This window comes from Rhizobium sp. CB2179 (assembly GCF_057653455.1).
Window position 1 is genome coordinate 2,430,242 of the sequence record NZ_CM172781.1, and the last position, 17,711, is coordinate 2,447,952.

Annotated in this window: 18 protein-coding genes and 1 other annotated feature; of the genes, 5 read left to right on the plus strand and 13 right to left on the minus strand. The window is 62.9% G+C overall.

The window, feature by feature from the left end; all coding sequences use genetic code 11:
- Positions 1-22: 22 nt before the first annotated feature.
- From AC244Q_RS12170 to AC244Q_RS12180, 3 genes are all read right to left on the minus strand, one after another.
- A complete protein-coding gene (locus AC244Q_RS12170) occupies positions 23-1,207 on the minus strand; it encodes a DUF1501 domain-containing protein (RefSeq protein ID WP_128407142.1) in 1,185 nt (394 codons plus the stop codon).
- A gap of 113 nt (positions 1,208-1,320) precedes the next feature.
- Entirely contained in the window at positions 1,321-2,832 is a 1,512-nt protein-coding gene (locus AC244Q_RS12175) for a DUF1800 domain-containing protein (protein WP_113545888.1), read from the minus strand.
- A gap of 211 nt (positions 2,833-3,043) precedes the next feature.
- Entirely contained in the window at positions 3,044-3,391 is a 348-nt protein-coding gene (locus AC244Q_RS12180) for a DMT family protein (protein ID WP_027684076.1), read from the minus strand.
- A 312-nt stretch (positions 3,392-3,703) separates the two neighbouring features.
- Here AC244Q_RS12180 and AC244Q_RS12185 point away from each other — a divergent pair, with 312 nt between their 5' ends.
- Positions 3,704-4,090 carry an RDD family protein gene (locus AC244Q_RS12185; protein ID WP_348630299.1) on the plus strand — a complete coding sequence of 129 codons (387 nt, stop codon included), beginning with the start codon at positions 3,704-3,706 and terminating at the stop codon, positions 4,088-4,090.
- Complete coding sequence (locus tag AC244Q_RS12190; RefSeq protein WP_348630300.1) at positions 4,036-4,530, plus strand: RDD family protein; 495 nt, start codon at positions 4,036-4,038, stop codon at positions 4,528-4,530. The genes AC244Q_RS12185 and AC244Q_RS12190 overlap by 55 nt, the downstream gene beginning before the upstream one ends.
- 79 nt (positions 4,531-4,609) lie before the next feature.
- On the opposite strand, the gene AC244Q_RS12195 is transcribed toward AC244Q_RS12190, so the two are convergent.
- From AC244Q_RS12195 to AC244Q_RS12205, 3 genes are all read right to left on the minus strand, one after another.
- Positions 4,610-5,860 carry an MFS transporter gene (locus AC244Q_RS12195; protein WP_113545889.1) on the minus strand — a complete coding sequence of 417 codons (1,251 nt, stop codon included), beginning with the start codon at positions 5,858-5,860 and terminating at the stop codon, positions 4,610-4,612.
- A gap of 435 nt (positions 5,861-6,295) precedes the next feature.
- Positions 6,296-7,105, minus strand: a complete 810-nt coding sequence (locus AC244Q_RS12200; RefSeq protein WP_012757936.1) for a class I SAM-dependent methyltransferase — start codon at positions 7,103-7,105, stop codon at positions 6,296-6,298.
- Between the two features lie 82 nt (positions 7,106-7,187).
- Positions 7,188-8,099 carry an AraC family transcriptional regulator gene (locus AC244Q_RS12205; protein WP_128407143.1) on the minus strand — a complete coding sequence of 304 codons (912 nt, stop codon included), beginning with the start codon at positions 8,097-8,099 and terminating at the stop codon, positions 7,188-7,190.
- Between the two features lie 93 nt (positions 8,100-8,192).
- Here AC244Q_RS12205 and AC244Q_RS12210 point away from each other — a divergent pair, with 93 nt between their 5' ends.
- Positions 8,193-8,930 carry an SDR family oxidoreductase gene (locus AC244Q_RS12210; RefSeq protein ID WP_128407144.1) on the plus strand — a complete coding sequence of 246 codons (738 nt, stop codon included), beginning with the start codon at positions 8,193-8,195 and terminating at the stop codon, positions 8,928-8,930.
- An 86-nt stretch (positions 8,931-9,016) separates the two neighbouring features.
- Here the strand turns inward: AC244Q_RS12210 and AC244Q_RS12215 are convergent, their stop codons facing one another.
- Entirely contained in the window at positions 9,017-9,898 is an 882-nt protein-coding gene (locus AC244Q_RS12215) for an NmrA/HSCARG family protein (RefSeq protein WP_128407145.1), read from the minus strand.
- A gap of 100 nt (positions 9,899-9,998) precedes the next feature.
- Here AC244Q_RS12215 and AC244Q_RS12220 point away from each other — a divergent pair, with 100 nt between their 5' ends.
- A complete protein-coding gene (locus AC244Q_RS12220; protein ID WP_105006510.1) occupies positions 9,999-10,922 on the plus strand; it encodes a LysR family transcriptional regulator in 924 nt (307 codons plus the stop codon).
- Positions 10,923-11,059: 137 nt separating this feature from the next.
- On the opposite strand, the gene AC244Q_RS12225 is transcribed toward AC244Q_RS12220, so the two are convergent.
- The 6 genes from AC244Q_RS12225 to AC244Q_RS12250 form a co-directional block, all read right to left on the minus strand.
- Positions 11,060-12,526, minus strand: a complete 1,467-nt coding sequence (locus AC244Q_RS12225; protein ID WP_128407146.1) for a SulP family inorganic anion transporter — start codon at positions 12,524-12,526, stop codon at positions 11,060-11,062.
- Positions 12,527-12,596: 70 nt separating this feature from the next.
- Positions 12,597-12,652 (minus strand) — a sequence feature (sul1 is cis-regulatory element that is thought to sense ions involved in sulfur or methionine metabolism; They are found in Alphaproteobacteria).
- Between the two features lie 137 nt (positions 12,653-12,789).
- Positions 12,790-13,041, minus strand: a complete 252-nt coding sequence (locus tag AC244Q_RS12230) for a hypothetical protein (RefSeq protein ID WP_128407147.1) — start codon at positions 13,039-13,041, stop codon at positions 12,790-12,792.
- A gap of 78 nt (positions 13,042-13,119) precedes the next feature.
- Positions 13,120-13,497: a response regulator gene (locus AC244Q_RS12235; protein ID WP_105006513.1), complete on the minus strand. Its 378-nt coding sequence runs from the start codon at positions 13,495-13,497 to the stop codon at positions 13,120-13,122.
- Positions 13,498-13,629: 132 nt separating this feature from the next.
- A complete protein-coding gene (locus tag AC244Q_RS12240; RefSeq protein WP_128407148.1) occupies positions 13,630-13,824 on the minus strand; it encodes a DUF4087 domain-containing protein in 195 nt (64 codons plus the stop codon).
- Between the two features lie 170 nt (positions 13,825-13,994).
- A complete protein-coding gene (locus AC244Q_RS12245) occupies positions 13,995-15,755 on the minus strand; it encodes a phospholipase D-like domain-containing protein (protein WP_128407149.1) in 1,761 nt (586 codons plus the stop codon).
- 270 nt (positions 15,756-16,025) lie between these two features.
- A complete protein-coding gene (locus tag AC244Q_RS12250; RefSeq protein ID WP_128407150.1) occupies positions 16,026-16,814 on the minus strand; it encodes a DUF899 domain-containing protein in 789 nt (262 codons plus the stop codon).
- 210 nt (positions 16,815-17,024) lie between these two features.
- On the opposite strand from AC244Q_RS12250, the gene AC244Q_RS12255 reads away from it, so the two are divergent.
- Complete coding sequence (locus AC244Q_RS12255; RefSeq protein ID WP_128407151.1) at positions 17,025-17,672, plus strand: ankyrin repeat domain-containing protein; 648 nt, start codon at positions 17,025-17,027, stop codon at positions 17,670-17,672.
- The last annotated feature ends 39 nt before the right edge of the window (positions 17,673-17,711 follow it).

Here is a 17,711-nt window from a genome sequence, read left to right on the forward strand (position 1 = left end):
TCCCGCTTTGCGGGACCGTGCCTCACCCACGCAGAAACTGCGACCCTTTGTCGAACCCCAGCCCCGGAAAGATCTTCCCGGTCAAATCATCGGCGCTTACATCGAACTGCCGGTAGAGCATTGCCGCGGCGAGCTCGCGCACGTCGGCGGTCGGCATCAGGTCGCGGTCGTCGAGCAGTTGGCCGTCGCCGATGCCCGGCCAACGGCCGAGGATGCGGCCGCCGTTGATGGTGCCGCCTGATAGCAGCGCGCAGCCGCCGGTGCCGTGGTCGGTGCCGGCTGAGCCGTTCTGACGCACAGTGCGGCCGAACTCGGTCATGGCAAGCACCACCGTCTCTGCCCAGATCTCAGGCCCGAGCGTGGTCTTCAACGTATTGATCGCCTGCGAAAGGTCCTGCACCGGCCGCTTGAACTGGCCGGCCTGGCCGATATGCGTGTCCCAGCCTGATATCGAGAAGCTGGCGATGCGGTAATCGCCCTTCAGCATGTTGGCCGCGAGCGCCGCCACATCGGCGATCTTTGCGCCGCGCTGGCCCTCCGGCTCGATGATCATCGAGGCGCTATTGGCCCGCGTCGCCTCGGCAAGCGCCTCGGCGAACGGCGGATCGCTGGCATAGAGCCGCGCCAGGAACTGCATCTCGTCACGCGCCGGCGCCAGATTGGAATCCGACGCCCAGACATCGACATTGTTGGGTCCGGAGAGGATCAGCTCCGTCGAAGTGTTGATGTCGATCGCCTTGCGCGCATCCGAGCGCGGAATGACGGCGAGCGCCCGGTTCAGCCAGCCGGTCTTTTCCTCGGCGACATGCTCGCCGCCGGATTCCAGCATGTCCTGCCCGTCGAAATGGCTGCGCTGGTCGCGGTAGGGCGTCGACACCGCGTGCACGAAGGCAAGCTCGCGGCTCTTCCACAGCGGCATCAGCTCTGCGGCAGCCGGATTGAGGCCGAAATGGCCATCTAGATCGAGAAGTCCGGTATCGGGCGTCAGCGCCAGTGTCGGCCTAAGCGCCGCAAAGCCGGCATCGCCATAGGGCTGCACCAGATCCAGCCCGTCCATCGCGCCGCGCAGCACGATGGTGACGAAACGCTTGTCACCCGGCATCGCCGCGAAAGTGACCGGCGTGAAGGCGGGGGCAGCGGCAAGACAGCAGGCAGAGGTCAGAAAGCCGCGGCGGGACAGCGAAATCCGGTTCATGGGCAGCGTCATTGGCGGGCCTCCTAAGCAGGTTCCGGAAAAGTGTCCGACGGTTTTCCAGCCAGACCTGCGACAAAACAAAGGAGCTAAGCAGACGAAGCGTTGGCTTGCCAACGAAAGTCTGCTCAGCGGCGATTGAATTCGGGCGATGCCAGCACCAGCGTCAACCCGCTGATCTTGTTCGGCGCCTGCGACACCACGCGGATCGTCTCGTCTCGGGCGGCATCGGCAAGCGTCGACTTCAGGAATTCGCGCGGATCCTCATCCCGGCCGAACTGGGCTGCGGCCCGCCTTGCCCAGGCCAGCCGCTCGGCGAGCTGGCTGCCGGTGATCCAGGCGGAGAAGCCTTCCTCGAAACCGGCCGGACTCGGCGGCAGCCAGGTCGGCTGGCCCATGCGCCTGAGTGCCCCCTGCCCCAGCGCCCGCGCCGTCTGGAAGGCTTTGAGGCGCTTCTCCCTTGCCTCGCCGGCGGGATCGGTCGTCACCGGCGATCCAGCCATGCCAGGCGTATTCGCCGCCATGTCGCCCTCGTCCGTGCCCTGCTGGTTGGCCGCCAGGAAACTGCCGACAACGCCGTTGACCGGTCCCGCATTCAACGCCCTCAGGCCGGTGACGACATAGTCGAAAGGCTGGCGCGCCTTGGCGCCCTCGTCGCGCCAGGCGGCGGGATGGTCGAGCATGGCGGTGTAGACGGCGGTCAGGTCGCCATCCGTTTTCTTCCAGGCTTCGGCCATGTCGGACACCATCCCCTCATCGGGCTGGTCGGCGATGAAATGCACCGCCAGCTTGCGGCTGATATGCGCCGCCGTCTTCGGATGGAGGGCGAGATCGTCGAGCATGTCGAGATAATCGTCGCGCGAGCGCCTGCGCCCGCCATAACTGACGCCGAGCACCTCATGTGTCCCGGGCTCCGAAATATTCGGCCGGAACGCGATGTCCATCTCCTTGCGGTCGATGGTGAGCCCCGTCAGCACCATGGCTGCCGCCGTGACGTCCGCTTGACTATAGCCGCTGCCGGCGCCGAGCGTGTGCAGTTCCAGCAGTTCGCGGCCGAGATTTTCATTGAGCCCCTTGTTGCGCTTGATGCCGCCGGCCGAATCCGGCCCGAGCGAATCCGCCTGGTCGAGATAGATCAGCATGGCCGGATGGGCGGTGGCATTGCGCAAGAGATCGCCGAACGTGCCTGATATGAACGGCCGGATCGCCTCGGCCTCGTAGAGCGGCACGATGAGGCGCATCGGCAGGCTCTTATTGGCGCTGGTGGAGAAGTGATCGGTCCAGAAGGTGGAAAGCCGCTCGTAGAAGCCGTACGGCGACAGCACCGCCTGCATCAGCCGCAGGTTCGCATCGTGCTGGAACTGCTGCTGCACTTGCTGCTGCACGCCCTTGCGCATCTCGCGCTGCGTCGTATCGTCCGTCACCGTCTTGGCGTCCTGCCGGATCTGCTTCAACTGCTCCTGCAGGCTGAGAATTGCCTGGTGGCGCATGTCGGGGCCGCCAAGGGGAAAGTCCGGCGTTGCCGCCGCCCCCATGCGCAGCTGGCCGATGAGATCGTCCTTGCTGCTCGGCGGCGCCTCGCCCGGCCGGAAACCATAGCCAAACCGGATCGCCGCCATGGTCGGGAAAGACAGGCTCATGGCCGTTCACCTCGTGATCACCGCTAAAGCAATTCCAACAAAAGTGCGTCGCGGTTTTGCGTCCGGAATTGCGTCAAACAAAAGTCAGAGCATTTCCGTGGCCCGGAAATGCTTGAGGTGACAAGCTGCCAGCCGATTGCGACGCCAATCTGTAGGAAATGTGGCGATACCTAGACATGGACGATTTGTAATCTATTGAAAAGGCTAAAGTTTATGCACGGAAGATGAAGGATGCTCCGATTGCGATCAGGGCGAAGCCGATCGCATGGTTCCAGGTCAGGTTCTCGCCGAGCCAGAAGATCGAGAAGCCGGCAAAGACGATCAGCGTGATCACCTCCTGCATCGTCTTCAACTGCGCCGTCGTATAGACCGCCGAACCGATACGGTTGGCCGGCACCGCCAGGCAATATTCAAAGAAGGCAATGCCCCAGCTGACGATGATGGCAAGGAAGATCGCGCTGCTCTTGTGCTTGAGATGTCCGTACCAGGCAAAGGTCATGAAGATGTTGGAGGCAAACAGCATGACGACGGGCCAGAGGGCGGCGGGAGAAAATGACATAGAAAAACTCGGGGCTGCGGAGGGAAGGATTCATCCGGCAGCAGGAGATCGATGCCGGCAGCCCTTACCTAGCATGGTGGCGTTCGGCGACAAGCCCCACAACGCTCGAGGACGGTCGGCATATCGTCACGCCATCGAGGCGATGCGGATGGCCGGCAGGTCGCGTGGCGGCTCGCCTTCCAGGCCTAGAAATCGCACCAGAACTGGACTCGCAAGAGCATGATGCCTCTGTGATAAGATCATGCATTTTTGCTACTTCATGTTGAAACGAATCAACGTGTTGGATCAGCTAGCGTGGACATTGGGGGCGACATGGACACTACACCGCAGATGCCGCAAAACGTCAGTCTGCCTTCCCGCCACTTCTGGCGACGCTTCGCTGCTTATACCGTCGACATCATCATCTTTCAGGCTGCCATCCTCATAGCCGTCTACTACTTTTCAACGATTTCTCCCCTGGACTTCCTTTTGCACGGCCGGACGTCCATGCAATGCAGCGAGGCGGTGCCCGATCAACTTGCACAGCGAATTGACGCGGGATGGCCGTTGAGAGCCACTGAAATTCGCACCAGTGAGATTTGCGAGGTAAGTCAAATCGATTGGCGAAAACAGAGATATTTGCAAATAAATGTTGCCATCGAGCCATGGGACTACGTGACACCGGCGCAGGTGCTAACCACGCAAACAACAATCCGCTGACCAAAACCATACCTGCATATTCCAGCTTGATGTCAGGCATAGCCAACACCGCGCTGATAGCCTTGGCTTTCGCCTGTTTTTCTGCCAATAGCCGCCGCACATTCGGAAAGGCGGTTTTCTTCCTGAGAGTCCAATCCGTCGATGGAAAAAATCCCGACTTCGGCACCGCGTTTAAACGCGAGATCCTGAAATTCAGCCCGAATCTCCTTTTCAGCGCTGCCGTTTTCGCAATCTCGCTGCTCCCGGTCTATCCCACGGAAGACTTCGACGCGTTGCTTGGAATGTTCCGCAGCGGATACACGCCTGAGGACCATGGCACCGCCAAATCGTACTTTATCTGGACTATAGCGGTCGTGGCTTGGTGGGTATGGCCGTTCATCGTCTGGAAGGGACAGACATTTTACGATCGCATCTGCGCCTGCAAGGTGGTGAGTGCCTGAAAGGCATCCGGGATCGGGCCACAGGGCACAAAGAAAGGCCGGCGACAACTGCCGCCGGCCTTCGTAACCGCAGGCAGCGCTAGATTCGCATCGCGCCACGCGGTTCCTCGGCCTCCTCCGTGCCGAAGCGGATATCCTTCTTCTCGTAGCCGAAGCCGGCAAGGGCCGCGACGATGAGCGCCACCACGGCCGCGACGATCAGGAGCGCATAGGCATAGTCGCCGTCCCAGCGGGCGGCCAACCCGGCCTGCAGCGTCGCATTGCCTGACGCCAGCAGATTGCCGAGCTGGTAGGCAAAACCGGGGAAGGTGCCGCGCACCTCGTCCGGCGACAGCTCGTTCAGATGCACCGGCACGATGCCCCAGGCGCCCTGGACGAAGAACTGCATCAGGAAGGCGCCGATGGCAAGCAGCACCGGCCCCGGCGCATAGGCCCAGAGCGGCGCGACGGGTACCGCGATCAGTGCTGCGATGACGATGGCCTTCTTCCGGCCGATCCGCTGCGACAGCGCCCCAAAGAACAGCCCGCCACAGATCGCCCCGATATTGTAGACGATGGCGACAGCCCCAACCGTATAGCTCGAATAGTTGCGCTGGGTTTCGAGGAAGGTCGGGTAGATATCCTGCGTGCCGTGGCTGAAGAAGTTGAACGCCGTCATCAGGAACACCGCCCAGATAAACAGCGGAATGTTTTCGCGCAGGACCGTCAGGAACGGCCGGCGCCCCTCGGCTTGCCGTTTCAGGAAGGCCGGGCTCTCCTCGACATTGCGGCGGATATACAGCACCAGCAGCGCCGGCACCGCGCCGACAAAAAACATGCCACGCCAGCCGATGACCGGGAAGAGCAGGAAGAACACGATCGAGGCGATGAGATAGCCCGAGGGATAGCCGGCCTGCAGGATGCCGGAAACGATGCCGCGGCTTTCCTCCGGCACCGTCTCCATGACCAGCGAGGCGCCGACGCCCCATTCACCACCCATGGCGATGCCGTAGAGCGCTCGGAGCACGAGAAACATCGTGAGCCCCGTGGAGAAGCCGGTCAGGAATTCGAACAGCGAATAAAGCAGCACGTCGGCCATCAGCGTGATGCGCCGCCCGTAACGGTCGGCCGCCAGCCCGAAGATCAGCGCGCCGAGCGCCCGCATGGCTAGCGTCAGGAAGATCGCAACCGAGACGGCAGGAACGTCGGTGTGGAATTCCTCGGCGATATATTTGAGAACGAAGACGAGAATGAAGAAATCGAAGGCATCGAGCGTCCAGCCGAGATAGCTGGCGATGACGGTGTTGCGCTGCTGCGGCGTCAGCCGGCGCAGGCTTTCCAAAGCGGACATCTGATATTCCTCCGTCCGAAAGCGGCGGCGAGGCGGGCAATTCCGGATGCCGTCGGAAGGGGTGCCCGAAACGGGCGGGTGATGCTGTTGCGGCTGCGTTTGCAGTCGGCGACAGCGGGCAATAACGTCAGCAATGCTGCCCGTGTTCCATCACGATTGCCGTGATCGGGTGACGTCCCACGCGGCTCCTTGTCGCAGGCATACGACCGTGCTGCGCCCTGCCCTTGGGCGCGGCATCCTCCAACATCCCTCATTCTGAGACGCGGAGCCCGTAGGGCGCCTCGAAGGACACGCCGCAACGCTGCTCCGTGTGTCCATTTGACGCCGGCGCGCCCGCGCCGCCCTTCGAGGCCCCTTCGGGGCGCCTCAGGATGAGGCTCTCTTGGACGTGGCGCAAACTCTCTGTCTATCAACCGTCGCCGGCATCACACACCGCTATCCACCGCCCGGCACCCTGCCCCGGCACGCCCACGCCACCGACGCGAACGACCGCGGCCCATTCGGCTCCCCAGCCTCATAAGCGGCCCTGACGGCGGCATCGACGGCCTTTCGCTTCGCCGGGTCCAGACCGGCAACATATTTGCCGAGCGGTCCCTCGCCGGAGGCGATCGGATCCCAGTAATCCTCGAAGGAAAGATATTCCATCCGGATCAACAGCGAGGTCTCCTCGACATCGGCTAGGCCCTGCGCGATGAAGCTCTCCTTCATTTCCCCCCGCCGCATCATCGGCTGGAAACAATATCTGCGGCGCATCGCCAGCGCGTTCTCGTCGAGCATCGCCACCGTATCCCACATCATCCGCATGCCGGACATGCCGCCATAATGGTCCCAGACGGCGGCGGAAACCACGCCGCCCGGGCGCACCACACGGCGCATCTCGGATACCGCCTTTCCCGCCTCCGGCACGAAATGCAGTACAAGCAGCGACATCGCCCTGTCGAAGCGGCCGTCCTCGAACGGCAGCGCGCAGGCATCGGCCTGCTGGATGGATATGCGCGGGTCGGTATTGCGCCGCCTGGCCGCTTCGACGAAGACGGGCGAATAGTCGATAGCGACGATCTCCTCCAGGCCGGGCGTTTCCGCCAAAGTGAACGCCAGGCTGCCGGTGCCGCAGCCGACATCGAGCACGCGATCGCCATCCGCGAGACCGGCGAAATCGACCAGCATCGGCGCCAGCCTCCTGCTCCAGCGCCCCATCAGCCGCTCATAACCATCCGCACTTTCGACATTGAAACTCGACGGCATTGAAGTCTCCCCCTTCAAGGACGATGGTCCGCCGCCGGACAATAGGATTCCCCAGCAACCCTAGCAAGCGGAACAGCCGTTCTCACCCGATCTTCGCGTCCGACCAGTAGCGCTTCGGTGCGCGCCCGAAGACACGCTTGAACGCGTTTCCGAAGGCGCTTTCGGAGGAATATCCGAGTGCCGCGGCAAGGCCGGCGACCGAGACATCCTCTCGGCGCAGGGCTTCGCGGGCGCGATGCATGCGCCAGCGCGTGACGTAGTCGAGCGGCGCTACGCCGACCAGTTCCTTGAAGCGCTGTGCAAAGGCGGAGCGCGACATGCCGATCCGGGTCGCCAGCGCCTCGACCGTCCAGCGGTGGCCGGGGCTGTTGTGGATCAGGCTGATCGCAGCGCCGATCTGCGGATTTGTCAGCGCGCCGATCCATCCGGTTTCGGCGGCCCCCTTCCGGCCGACATAGGCCCGCAGCGCCTGCACGAGCAGGATGTCGCCCATACGCCGCGTCATCAGCGTTGAGCCCATCTGGCCCGCCCCGAGTTCATCGTCGAGAGTTGCGAGCGTAGTGCTGAGCAGCGCGGCGGCGCGGTCGCTGGCCGGGATATGAATGAACGGCGGCAGCGCGTCGAGCAGCAGCCGGGCGTTGCCGCCTCCGATGACGAAGGTGCCGCCGATCAGCGCGGTCTCGTCACTGCCGTGCCGGGCGATGTCGGAATGCTCCCAGTCGAAGAAGGCGATCCCGTCCTCCGGCTCCCTATCGAGATCGTTGGCGATCACATAGGCGGGCGCATTGGCAAGCAGGAAGGTGTCGCCCGCGACAAGCGAAAATGGCGGCTCACCCGGCAGAACGATCGAACACGCGCCGCGGAGGACAGCAACGAATTTGAGCGCGGGCTTGGCCGGAAAACGAAACGCCCATTGCCCGCCGACCTCGAAACGTGTGCAGCGCGCACTCTCTATGTCGAGCAGCGAAAAGACATCGGACAAGGGATCGATCATGGGTTCTGGACGATCTAGACGAAATCATGGAGCAACTAGCATAGATTCTCCAGGCAGCACCTGCAATCCTCAAAGGCACAAAGGAGAACGAAGATGTCTGATATCAAGGACAAGGTTATTGCAATCACGGGCGCCAGCAGCGGCATCGGCGAAGCCACGGCGCTGCTGCTGGCCGAGCGCGGCGCAAAGCTCGTGCTTGGAGCCCGCCGCGCCGACCGACTGCAGGCCCTGGCACGACGCATCGCCGAAAAAGGCGGCGAGGCCATCTGCCTCGCCATGGACGTGAAAAAGCGCGAGGACCTCACAGCTCTCGTGGCGCTTGCCTGCAACAGCTATGGCAGGATCGACGTCATGATCAACAATGCCGGCATCGGGCCGATCTCCCTTCTTGATGAACTGCGGGTCGAGGATTGGGAGGAGATGATCGACGTCAACATCAAGGGCCCGCTCTATGGCATCGCCGCAGCCTTGCCGGTGTTCCGCCGGCAGGGTTCCGGCCACTTCGTCAACACGCTCTCGACCGCCGGCCTCATCATCAAGCCGACCATGGCCGTCTATGCCGGCACGAAAAACGCCATGCGCACCATCGCCGAGGGCCTGCGGCTGGAGGCCGGCCCGCATCTGCGCGTCACCAACATCTCGCCGGGGTTTATAAGAACCGATTTCGCCGGCTCCATGACCAGCCCAGAGATCAAGGCCGAGATGGCAAAGCGCATGGACGAGATCGCGATTTCACCCGATGCCATCGCCCGCGCCGTCGCCTTCGCCATCGAGCAACCCGCCGATGTCGATATCAGCGACATCGTTGTTAGGCCCACCGCTCAGGCGTGAGGTATCGTTGGCAGCGGCCGGAGAATGTGGCTAAGGCCATCAAGCCTGTCGGTGACACCGGTCAGATCACCGGTGTCACAGCGAACTCACCCAGCCGCCTTATCGAGAACACTCCAATCAAAGCCTTTCGCCCAGTCGGCATAGCTGTGCCAGCCGACGTCGGGGAAGTCGCGGCGCAAGGCGGCGATATCGGCGTCGTAGCCGGTACGATCGAACCATTCGAACATCAGCGCCGTATCCTCGCTCTGCTGTCGTATCGCCGCGATCGGCAATTCCTGGAAGCGGATGGGGCGGCCGAGCGCCTCGGTGAGGATCTTCGCCTGCTGCTCGCCCGACAATTCGTCACCGGCTATATCGAAACGCTTGCCGAACACCTGTTCGCGCCGCTCGGCCAGTGCCGCGACGAAAGCGCCGATGTCGTCGATGGTGATCTGCTGCAGCACGCGGGCGGGCGGCAGCGCTGCGGCATAGACGCCCTGGCGCAGCCCGTCGATCGCCCAGGGCGCCACGGTGTTCTCCATGAAGGCGACGGGTGCGCTGATCGTGTAAGGGATGCCGAGGCCTGCAATGTGCTTCTCGACGAGATACTTGCTGTCGAAATGCGGAATGCCGGTCGTCTTGTGGGCATCGGCGACGGAGGAATAGATCAGGTGGCCGATGCCGGCGGCCTTTGCCGCATCGGCGGCGGCAATACCCTGACGGGTTTCCGCCTCCGTTCCGGCTTCGTAGCTGTTGCCCATCAGGAACATCGCGTCGACGCCCTCTGCTGCTGCCGCCACGGATGCCGCGTCGTCAAGATCGCCGGCGACGACCTGGACTCCTGCCGCGGTCAGCCGCTTCGCGCCGTCGCTCTCGGGCCGGCGGGTGATCGCCTTGACGCGGTGTCCCCGCGTCATCAACGCGCGTACAACCGCGCCGCCTTGCTGGCCGGTGGCGCCTGCGACCAGTACGCTTCGTGTGTTGCTCATCTGCCTGCTCCTTGTTGTGACTGATGCAGCAAAGTTAGGGCCTGTCGCATTGAACCATAATGGCATATAATTGGAAAACATCGTGCCATTCAAGGATACAATGCTCGATCTCAACGATATCATGATCTTCGCCCGCGTCGTCGAAGCGGGCAGCTTCACCGCCGCCGCGCGCTTGCTCGGCATGCCGAAGACGACGGTCAGCCGCCGCATCGCCGCGCTGGAACGCGAACTCGGCGTGCGGCTGCTGCAGCGCACGACCCGCAGCCTCAACCTGACGGCTTCGGGGCGTCTCTACTACGAAGAAAGCAGCCAGGCGCTGCGCACGATCGAGGGAGCCAACCAGCGGCTTGCGGAAGCGCGTGCGGAGCCTGCCGGCACGATCCGCATATCGGCACCAGTCGGCTTCGGCGGCCACTTCCTCCAGGATGCGATCTTCGAATTTCTTTCGACCTACCCGAAGGCGAGGGTCGAACTGCGCCTGACCGACGACAGGCTGAACCTCGTCGAAAGCGGTATAGACCTCGCCTTCCGCACCGGCATCCTCGAAGATTCTACCTTGGTCGCCCGCAAACTCGGCTCGTTGCACCGCCTTCTCTGCGCAAGCCCGGATTATCTCGCCCGCCGCGGCCCGCCCGCTGCACCTGAAGATCTGGTCCGACACGACTGCGTCATCGCCGGCCAGGCTGCCCATGCGCAATGGTTGTTGGAAGGTCCGCACGGTCAGGAAACGGTCGCGGTTTCGGGCCGCTTCGCCGCCAACGAGATGCAGGCGGTGATGGCCGCCGCGATCGCCGGCCATGGCATCGCCCAATTGCCGCACCGATTCGCCGAAGCCTGCATCAAGGACGGGCGGCTGCGCCGCGTTCTCGACGGCTATACGACCCCGGCCGGCGGCTTGCATGTCGTCTATCCCAGCAGCCGACACCTGCCGCCTTTGGTCAAGGCATTCATTGAACTGGCCGTCAGACGGCTGAACGCCACAGGAACCGGCGGGGGCGATGATTTCGCAATCGTCTCGCGCTAGAACAGGAAGATTTTAGGCCGGGTCGGCCCAAAAATTTGAATCCTGTTCTACATCATATAGTCAGAACATGATGTCGCCCGAAAACCGCTCACAATTGTCGACATCATGCTCGAGGAAATCCGCCCTCGCTCGCGCCGTCACACCTCTTTCAGCACCACCTTGCTGTCGAGGCTCCCGATCAAGGTCGCGCTCGCCTGGTTGAGGCCGACGACCTCCACCGCAATGCCGTGCGCCCCGAACCGTTGGACGACCTTGTCGAGTGCGGCAACGGCGGTGATGTCCCAGAAATGCGCTTCGGACACGTCGATCAGCACGGACCCACCGATCGCGTCCTGAACGTCGAAGGCTTCGACGAAGACGTCGGCGGAGGCAAAGAACACCTGGCCAGACACGCGGTAGGTCAGTCGCCCGGTCGTTGTGTCGGGCGCGACGTCCACCCGCAGCAGGCTGGCAACCTTGAAGGTGAAGAACACGCCGCTGAGCAGCACGCCGACCGTCACCCCGAGCGCCAGGTTGGCGGTGAAGACGGTAACGATGACGGTCGCCACCATCACGGCGCTCGACATCCGGGGATGAACCACAACGGATCTAAGCGACGACCAGTCGAACGTGTCGATCGATACCATGACCATGATCGCCACCAGCGCGGCGACGGGAACCTCGGACACCCACGGCTTCAGGAGCACCATCAGGATCAGCAGGAACGCGCCGGCAAACAGCGTGGAAAGCCGGCCGCGCCCGCCATATTTCACGTTGCTGACTGTCTGGCCGATCATGCCGCAGCCGGCAATGCCGCCAAACAGGCTCGCGGCCGCGTTGGCGAGACCGAGACCGGTGCATTCGCGGTTCTTCGAACTCGGCGTATCCGTGAGATCGTCGACGACACTCGCCGTCATCATCGATTCCAGCAGCCCGACCATGGCGATGGCAAATGCGGGTCCGGCGATGATCCGAAGCGTTTCCAGCGTCAGCGGCACCGCCGGCCAGCCGAAAACAGGCAGCGAATCCGGCAGCTTGCCGAGGTCGGCAACGGTGAGGACGGGAAGCCCGAGCGCCAGCGAAGCGACGGTCAGGATCAGGATGCAGATCAGCGGCGACGGGATCGCCGTGGTGATCCGCGGCGTCAGGTAAATGATGACGAGCCCGGCAACCAGCACGGCATATTCCATCCAGCCGGCGCCGACAATATGCGGCATCTGCGCGGCAAAGATCAGAATGGCCAGCGCATTGACGAAGCCGGTGCGGACCGATTTCGACACGAAGCGCATCAGCACGCCTAGCCGCAGCAGGCCGAAGACGATCTGGATTAACCCCGCCAGCAGCCCGGCCGCAAAAAGATAGGGCAAGCCGTGAGCATGCACCAGCGGTGCCGCGACCAGCGCCACCGATCCGGCGGCTGCCGAAATCATCGCCGGGCGTCCGCCGGCAAAGGCGATGACGATGCCGATCACGAAAGAGGCGAACAGACCGACCTCGGGATCGACGCCGGCCACGAACGAGAAAGCGATCACCTCGGGGATCAGGGCGAAGGTCGCCACCGCTCCGGCGAGCATTTCGCGCATGGGATTGGCGGACCAATCACGGCGGATGGAGGAAAGCAGCATAGGATGGATTCTCGCAAAGCATGGCCAGCCCTAATCTGTCGAGCGGTCGCGTGATGGCATGCAGGTTTTGCGTTGTCTGGCGGATCGGCGGCCAGAAGAGCCACCCGGGGTCTCACCGGGTCCGTGGTGAATGCCTGCTGTATAAACGAGATTTTTGCCGCAGCGCAACATTCGATTGCGCTGAAATGAAAAACGCAGAAGTCGACGAGCAGCCTCAAACAACCGAAGCGCGCGCTCCTTGCCCCCTCTGGATTGCGGAACCCTCACTGCCAGAGGAAATCCGGCCCGGTGCTCTGCGACGTCAGCTTGAGCGTTCTATCCGGCTGGACGACATAGGTCTCGAATACACGGTAGCCGAAATCGCCAAGAAAGGTATTCTTGACCACCGTTCCCGGACGATAGGGCGAACGGAGAACCTTTCCGCCATAGGTGAGGCTGCCCGGAAGCGGCTGCGGATCCCCTGCGCTGGCGCAGGCCGAGAGAGCGAAAAGAACGGCAATGAGCGCGTGTTTCATCCGGACTATCTCCCCGGGCAGGCAGTAGCGGCCTGACGACGTCGATCTCCTTCTTATCACAACGCAGCTTGCTGCTGTTCACGGCGCAGTCCTGCTGCGGTCGAAGTTTTTACGTCGCTCCTCCGCCCGCGAGAGCGCGCTGGCGATCCTCTCATCGGTGAAGGGCTTGGAGATCACATCAAGCGCGCCTTCGATACCGTGACCGACATTCTCGGGACTGCCGGTCACGAAGATGACGTCAACCCGATGGCGGTCGATCAGCCGGCGCGCGAGCTGGGCGCCGCTCAGCCCATCGGAGAGACTGAGATCGACGAGCGCGACATCGCTTCTTTGAGCGTGGGCGAGAGCCTGCTCCACCGTCGAAACCGGCCCGATGGTCTGGTGTCCGGCCTCCTGCGCGATGCGCTCGAGCTCCAGAGCAATAAAATTCTCGTCTTCAACGATCATGACCTTCATGAATAAGCCTCCCCATAGACGGCCTGTCAGGCGCACTGCCGGTAGCGGTTACAACGCAACCGTCCCCGGAAAGTTTCCACTTTGAGAAGAATAAGTTGGCGAGCCGCGGGCGGCGCCGCGTTACCGGTCCCGCTACTGATCCTTGTGGAGGAACCAGCCGATGGCGCGGTCGCTCCGCCATCGGGAATGCGGCAATTGCCGCACGGAATGAATCCGGGTGATCGCCCCTTCGTCATCCGTGCCCACGTCCATGCAGGCGCAGTCATAGCCGTGACCGGCATTCGTATAGACATATTCGCCGCTCGTCAGGTCGGAAATCTCAGGCAATCTGGTCGTCGGTCCCTCCGCGCACCACTATGCATACCCATCGCCGGACAAGGCAATCGTCCCCAAGCGAAAGACCGCCTCACCTCAGCCGTCCGTCGAACGCCTGTTGCGCCTTACGATATCGCCCGCGTGGAATGGTTGAGGTTCAAGAGCCGTCGTGACCAGCAACCTTACTCCGCCCGCGCAAACAACTGCCGGTCGCGGGCGCGGATGGGGTCGGTCCAGTCGCGTTCGAACCAGGGCGTGCCGCCGGGCTGAGGCGGGCGTTTGAGTTCCAGCGGGCGGGCAGCGCCCTCGCTCGCTTCGGAGGCGACGCGGAAGATGTAGTGGTCGTACATCCTGAGCGCCTCGATCATGTAGCTGGTCGCCACCGTGCGGTCGCGGACGAGGACGAGGTTCTCTCCGTTCTCGTCATCGGCGGGTTCGGAGAAATTGTAGGAGCCGAGATAGACCCGCGCCGTCGGCTTGTCGAAGTCGAGCACGACGAACTTGTGGTGCATCCTCGTGCCGCGCTGTTTGCCGTCGACGCCTGACAGACCCGAGGGCTCGGTCACGAAGGGCGGCGGCACGTTGCCCGTCAACGCCGCCGACCGCACCACCCGCCGACGGTTGTGGGGAGTGAGCACGGTGAGACCCAGATTGCCCGCCCGCACCTCGGCATCGGCAATGCCCATCACATGCATATCGGGACGCTCCAGGGCGCGCCCCAATGCCGGGCCGATCGCTCCCTTGGTCATCTGGCCGAGAAAGGCGAGCGAGAAGAACACGCTGGACCGCGCAGTATCGATATCGGCGCCGATCTCGTCCAGCCGGCCATTGGCGTCGCTGTGCGGAGAGAAAGCGACCTTGGCGTCGACGCCGTCAAGGCCGAGATCGATCCAGCCGGCGGAACTTGGCGAGTCGCGGAAATCGTCGGCGCGCTTGGCGGTGAAATAGCTCTCGAAGGCGGTGAAATAATCGTCGATCGCCTTTTCGCTGTGGACGGCAAGGCTGTTGTTCGACTGCACATAGAGCCCGCGCCAGCTGAGATTGGTCGAACCGTAGAGCACTGTCGAAATGCCGCCGCCTCGGACCGCGATCGACTTCTGATGCTGCAGGTTGGCCATGTGCTGGCGCTTGACGTTGGCAGCACCCGCCGAGGCGATCAGCCGCTCCGCCGCCCTCGTCTCCGGCGAATTCGGGCGGCCATGGCCCTTGGTGCGGTCGCTGTCGTCGATGATGATCTTGAGCTTCGGCCCCAGCGCCTCCAGCCGGGTGACCACCTCGGGCAGGTTGAGATCATAGGCGATGACGCGCACCTCGGCGCCGGCGTCGCGCGCTTTGTCAAGCAGCGCGAGGGTTTCCGCCCGCGCCTCGAAGCCCATCCAGGTAAGCGCCCGCTCGGCATCGGCATGAGTCGGCACGAAGTCCAGCCCCTCATCGCCGACAGGCGGCACCAACGTGATGATCGTCGGCGCGCCGGCGGCAAAATTGCGCACGAAGGCCTGCGACGAGACGAAGCCACGGGTGAAGGCGACGTTGAGCTTGCCGGGAATGGTCTCGCGCATCAGCGCCAGCTCCGCCTCCTGCGCCTCGCCCGATGTCAGCGCGCCCGCGGCATCCATGAACTTTGGCGTGACGCGGTAGGTGAACTTGCCGGGCAGATCGGCATTGAAGGGAAAATGCACCCATCGGAACTTCTGGATCGGCGCTTCCGTGGTGCGGATGCCATCTTCGGGAACCAGCTGGCCGGGAAAGCCGATGCGGTTATGCACCGTCTTGAAGAAATCAGTATCCGGCTCACGATACTGGATGGCGAAACCAACGAAATCGGCAGGCGGCCGGCCATTCTTCCAGTCCATGCCGATCAGCACCATGCCGTCGCCGCGATGGATGGTCAGCGCAAAAAGCGCAGCCGCATTCCCGCCGGTCACACGAAAATCCGTATCCATGCCCGCCTCCCCTGGAAATCGGGCGAAATCTAGCACGGTTCCGTGACAGTAAGGAGATATGTCGGTGAAATTTTGCGCGCAGAAGGTGCAGGGAGGAGGCGGTATGGCGCAAGCGCGTTCGGGGACGTTGCCCCTGTCGCACAGTCGTCAATCGTTGGCTCGATCGTCGACGACCGGCGCTGCCTTGAAAGAAATCTGCGGTTCGCCAGACTTTCATGCGGACCGCCGTATCCTCCTGCCGCGAGGACGGAGGATACGGCCGAACCGACCCTACGGTTTCTCGTTTGCACTCTCGGCCCGAAACGCCGCCTCCCCCGCATCTGACACCTCGACCCACTTCTTGTCGGGCTCGGCGTCCGGCACATAGCTGTCGTGCCAGTTCCACCACTTGTAGGTCGGGGTCTGCGGATAGCCCGCGGGCGATTCCTCCCAGACTTCCTGGCGGCCGAGCGGCGTGATGTCGAGGTAGTTCCAGGTGCCGCCCATCTGCTCGTCGCCGCGGTTGTTGATGAAATAGGTGCGGAAGATGCGCTCGCCGTCGCGGTAGAATACGTTGGTGCCGTGCCACTCGTCGACGCCGAAGTCCTTGTCGAAGCTGTCGGTGATCGTGACCCACGGCATCGTCCAGCCCATCCGCGCCTTCAGCCGTGCAATGTCGGCCTGCGGCGCACGCGAGGCAAAGACCAGCGTCGTGTCGCGGGCGTTGAGATGGGCGACATGGGCGACCTGATCGGCCACCATCGAGCAGCCGCGGCAGGCATGGTCGGGCCAGCCGAACACGCCAGGCTCGTAAAACGCGCGGTAGAGGATGAGCTGATGTCTGTTATCGAACAGGTCGAGCAGACTGACTTTGCCCTGAGGCCCCTCAAACGCATAGGCCTTCTCCACCGCCATCCACGGCATGCGTCGGCGCTCGGCGGCGAGTGCGTCGCGGGCGCGGGTCTCAGCCTTTTCCTTGACGAGCAACTGCGCGCGGGCCGCCTCCCAGGTCTGCGGCGACACGACCGGCGGTATGTGCATGGCTTGTCCGCTTTTCCCATTCTCGGCTGAAGCAGTCATGGCTTTCAATCTCCTCATTGGGGCGATTTCCCAGGCTTGGAAGCCCGGTTCATCGCGCATTGGTCTGAGATAGTTTCGCATCGGAAATCGAACAGTGGGAGTAACAAGTGTGACCGTATTCCCTGAATACCGCCGGTCGCAGCCGTAGCGCGCAAGTGGGGTTGACCGGGAGCGCGTCCATTAGCGTAATCTTGTTTACGAATTGCACACGTGCTACAACGCCACAAAACGGCGCATACGAACCCTGATCAAACCGAGATCGTGCCCGTGAATATTTTTATCGCGACTGTTGCTACGCTTGTCATTGGCGTCCTGCCGGCATGGGCAGGTCCTTTGCATCAGGCCGCCAAGGACGGCGATATCGCCCGCGTCACACAGTTGCTGGACCAGGGCTCCGATCTGTCGGAGCTCGATGAGGCGGGCGAGCCGGCGCTGATTATCGCGTCATTGGCGGGCCATGCCGATGTCGTCGTTCTTTTGCTGGATCGCGGCGCCGACATCGAAGTTCGCAACAAGGGTGGGCTGACGGCACTGCATGCAGCAGCCTATGGAGGAAATCTGGAGGTGGTGAAACGGCTTGTCGCCGAGGGAGCTGATGTCAACGACAGGAAGAATTTCTATCAGATGTCGCCGCTGCACGGCGCCGCCGAAGAGGGCCGCACCGACGTGGTGGCTTTTCTGCTGACGAAGAGCGCGGATGTCGACGCGACGGAAAGAAACGGGTACACGCCTCTCACTCAAGCCGGGTGGCGGGCGCATTGGGATACGGCCAAATTACTCATGGAAGCCGGTGCTGTTTGCCAGAAAGCCGAGCTTGTGGGCGAACCGCTCTACAAAGAATGCACCAAACGGCAATAGCATTTCGCTTGAGGTAACAGACCGCGTCCAGGAATGGAG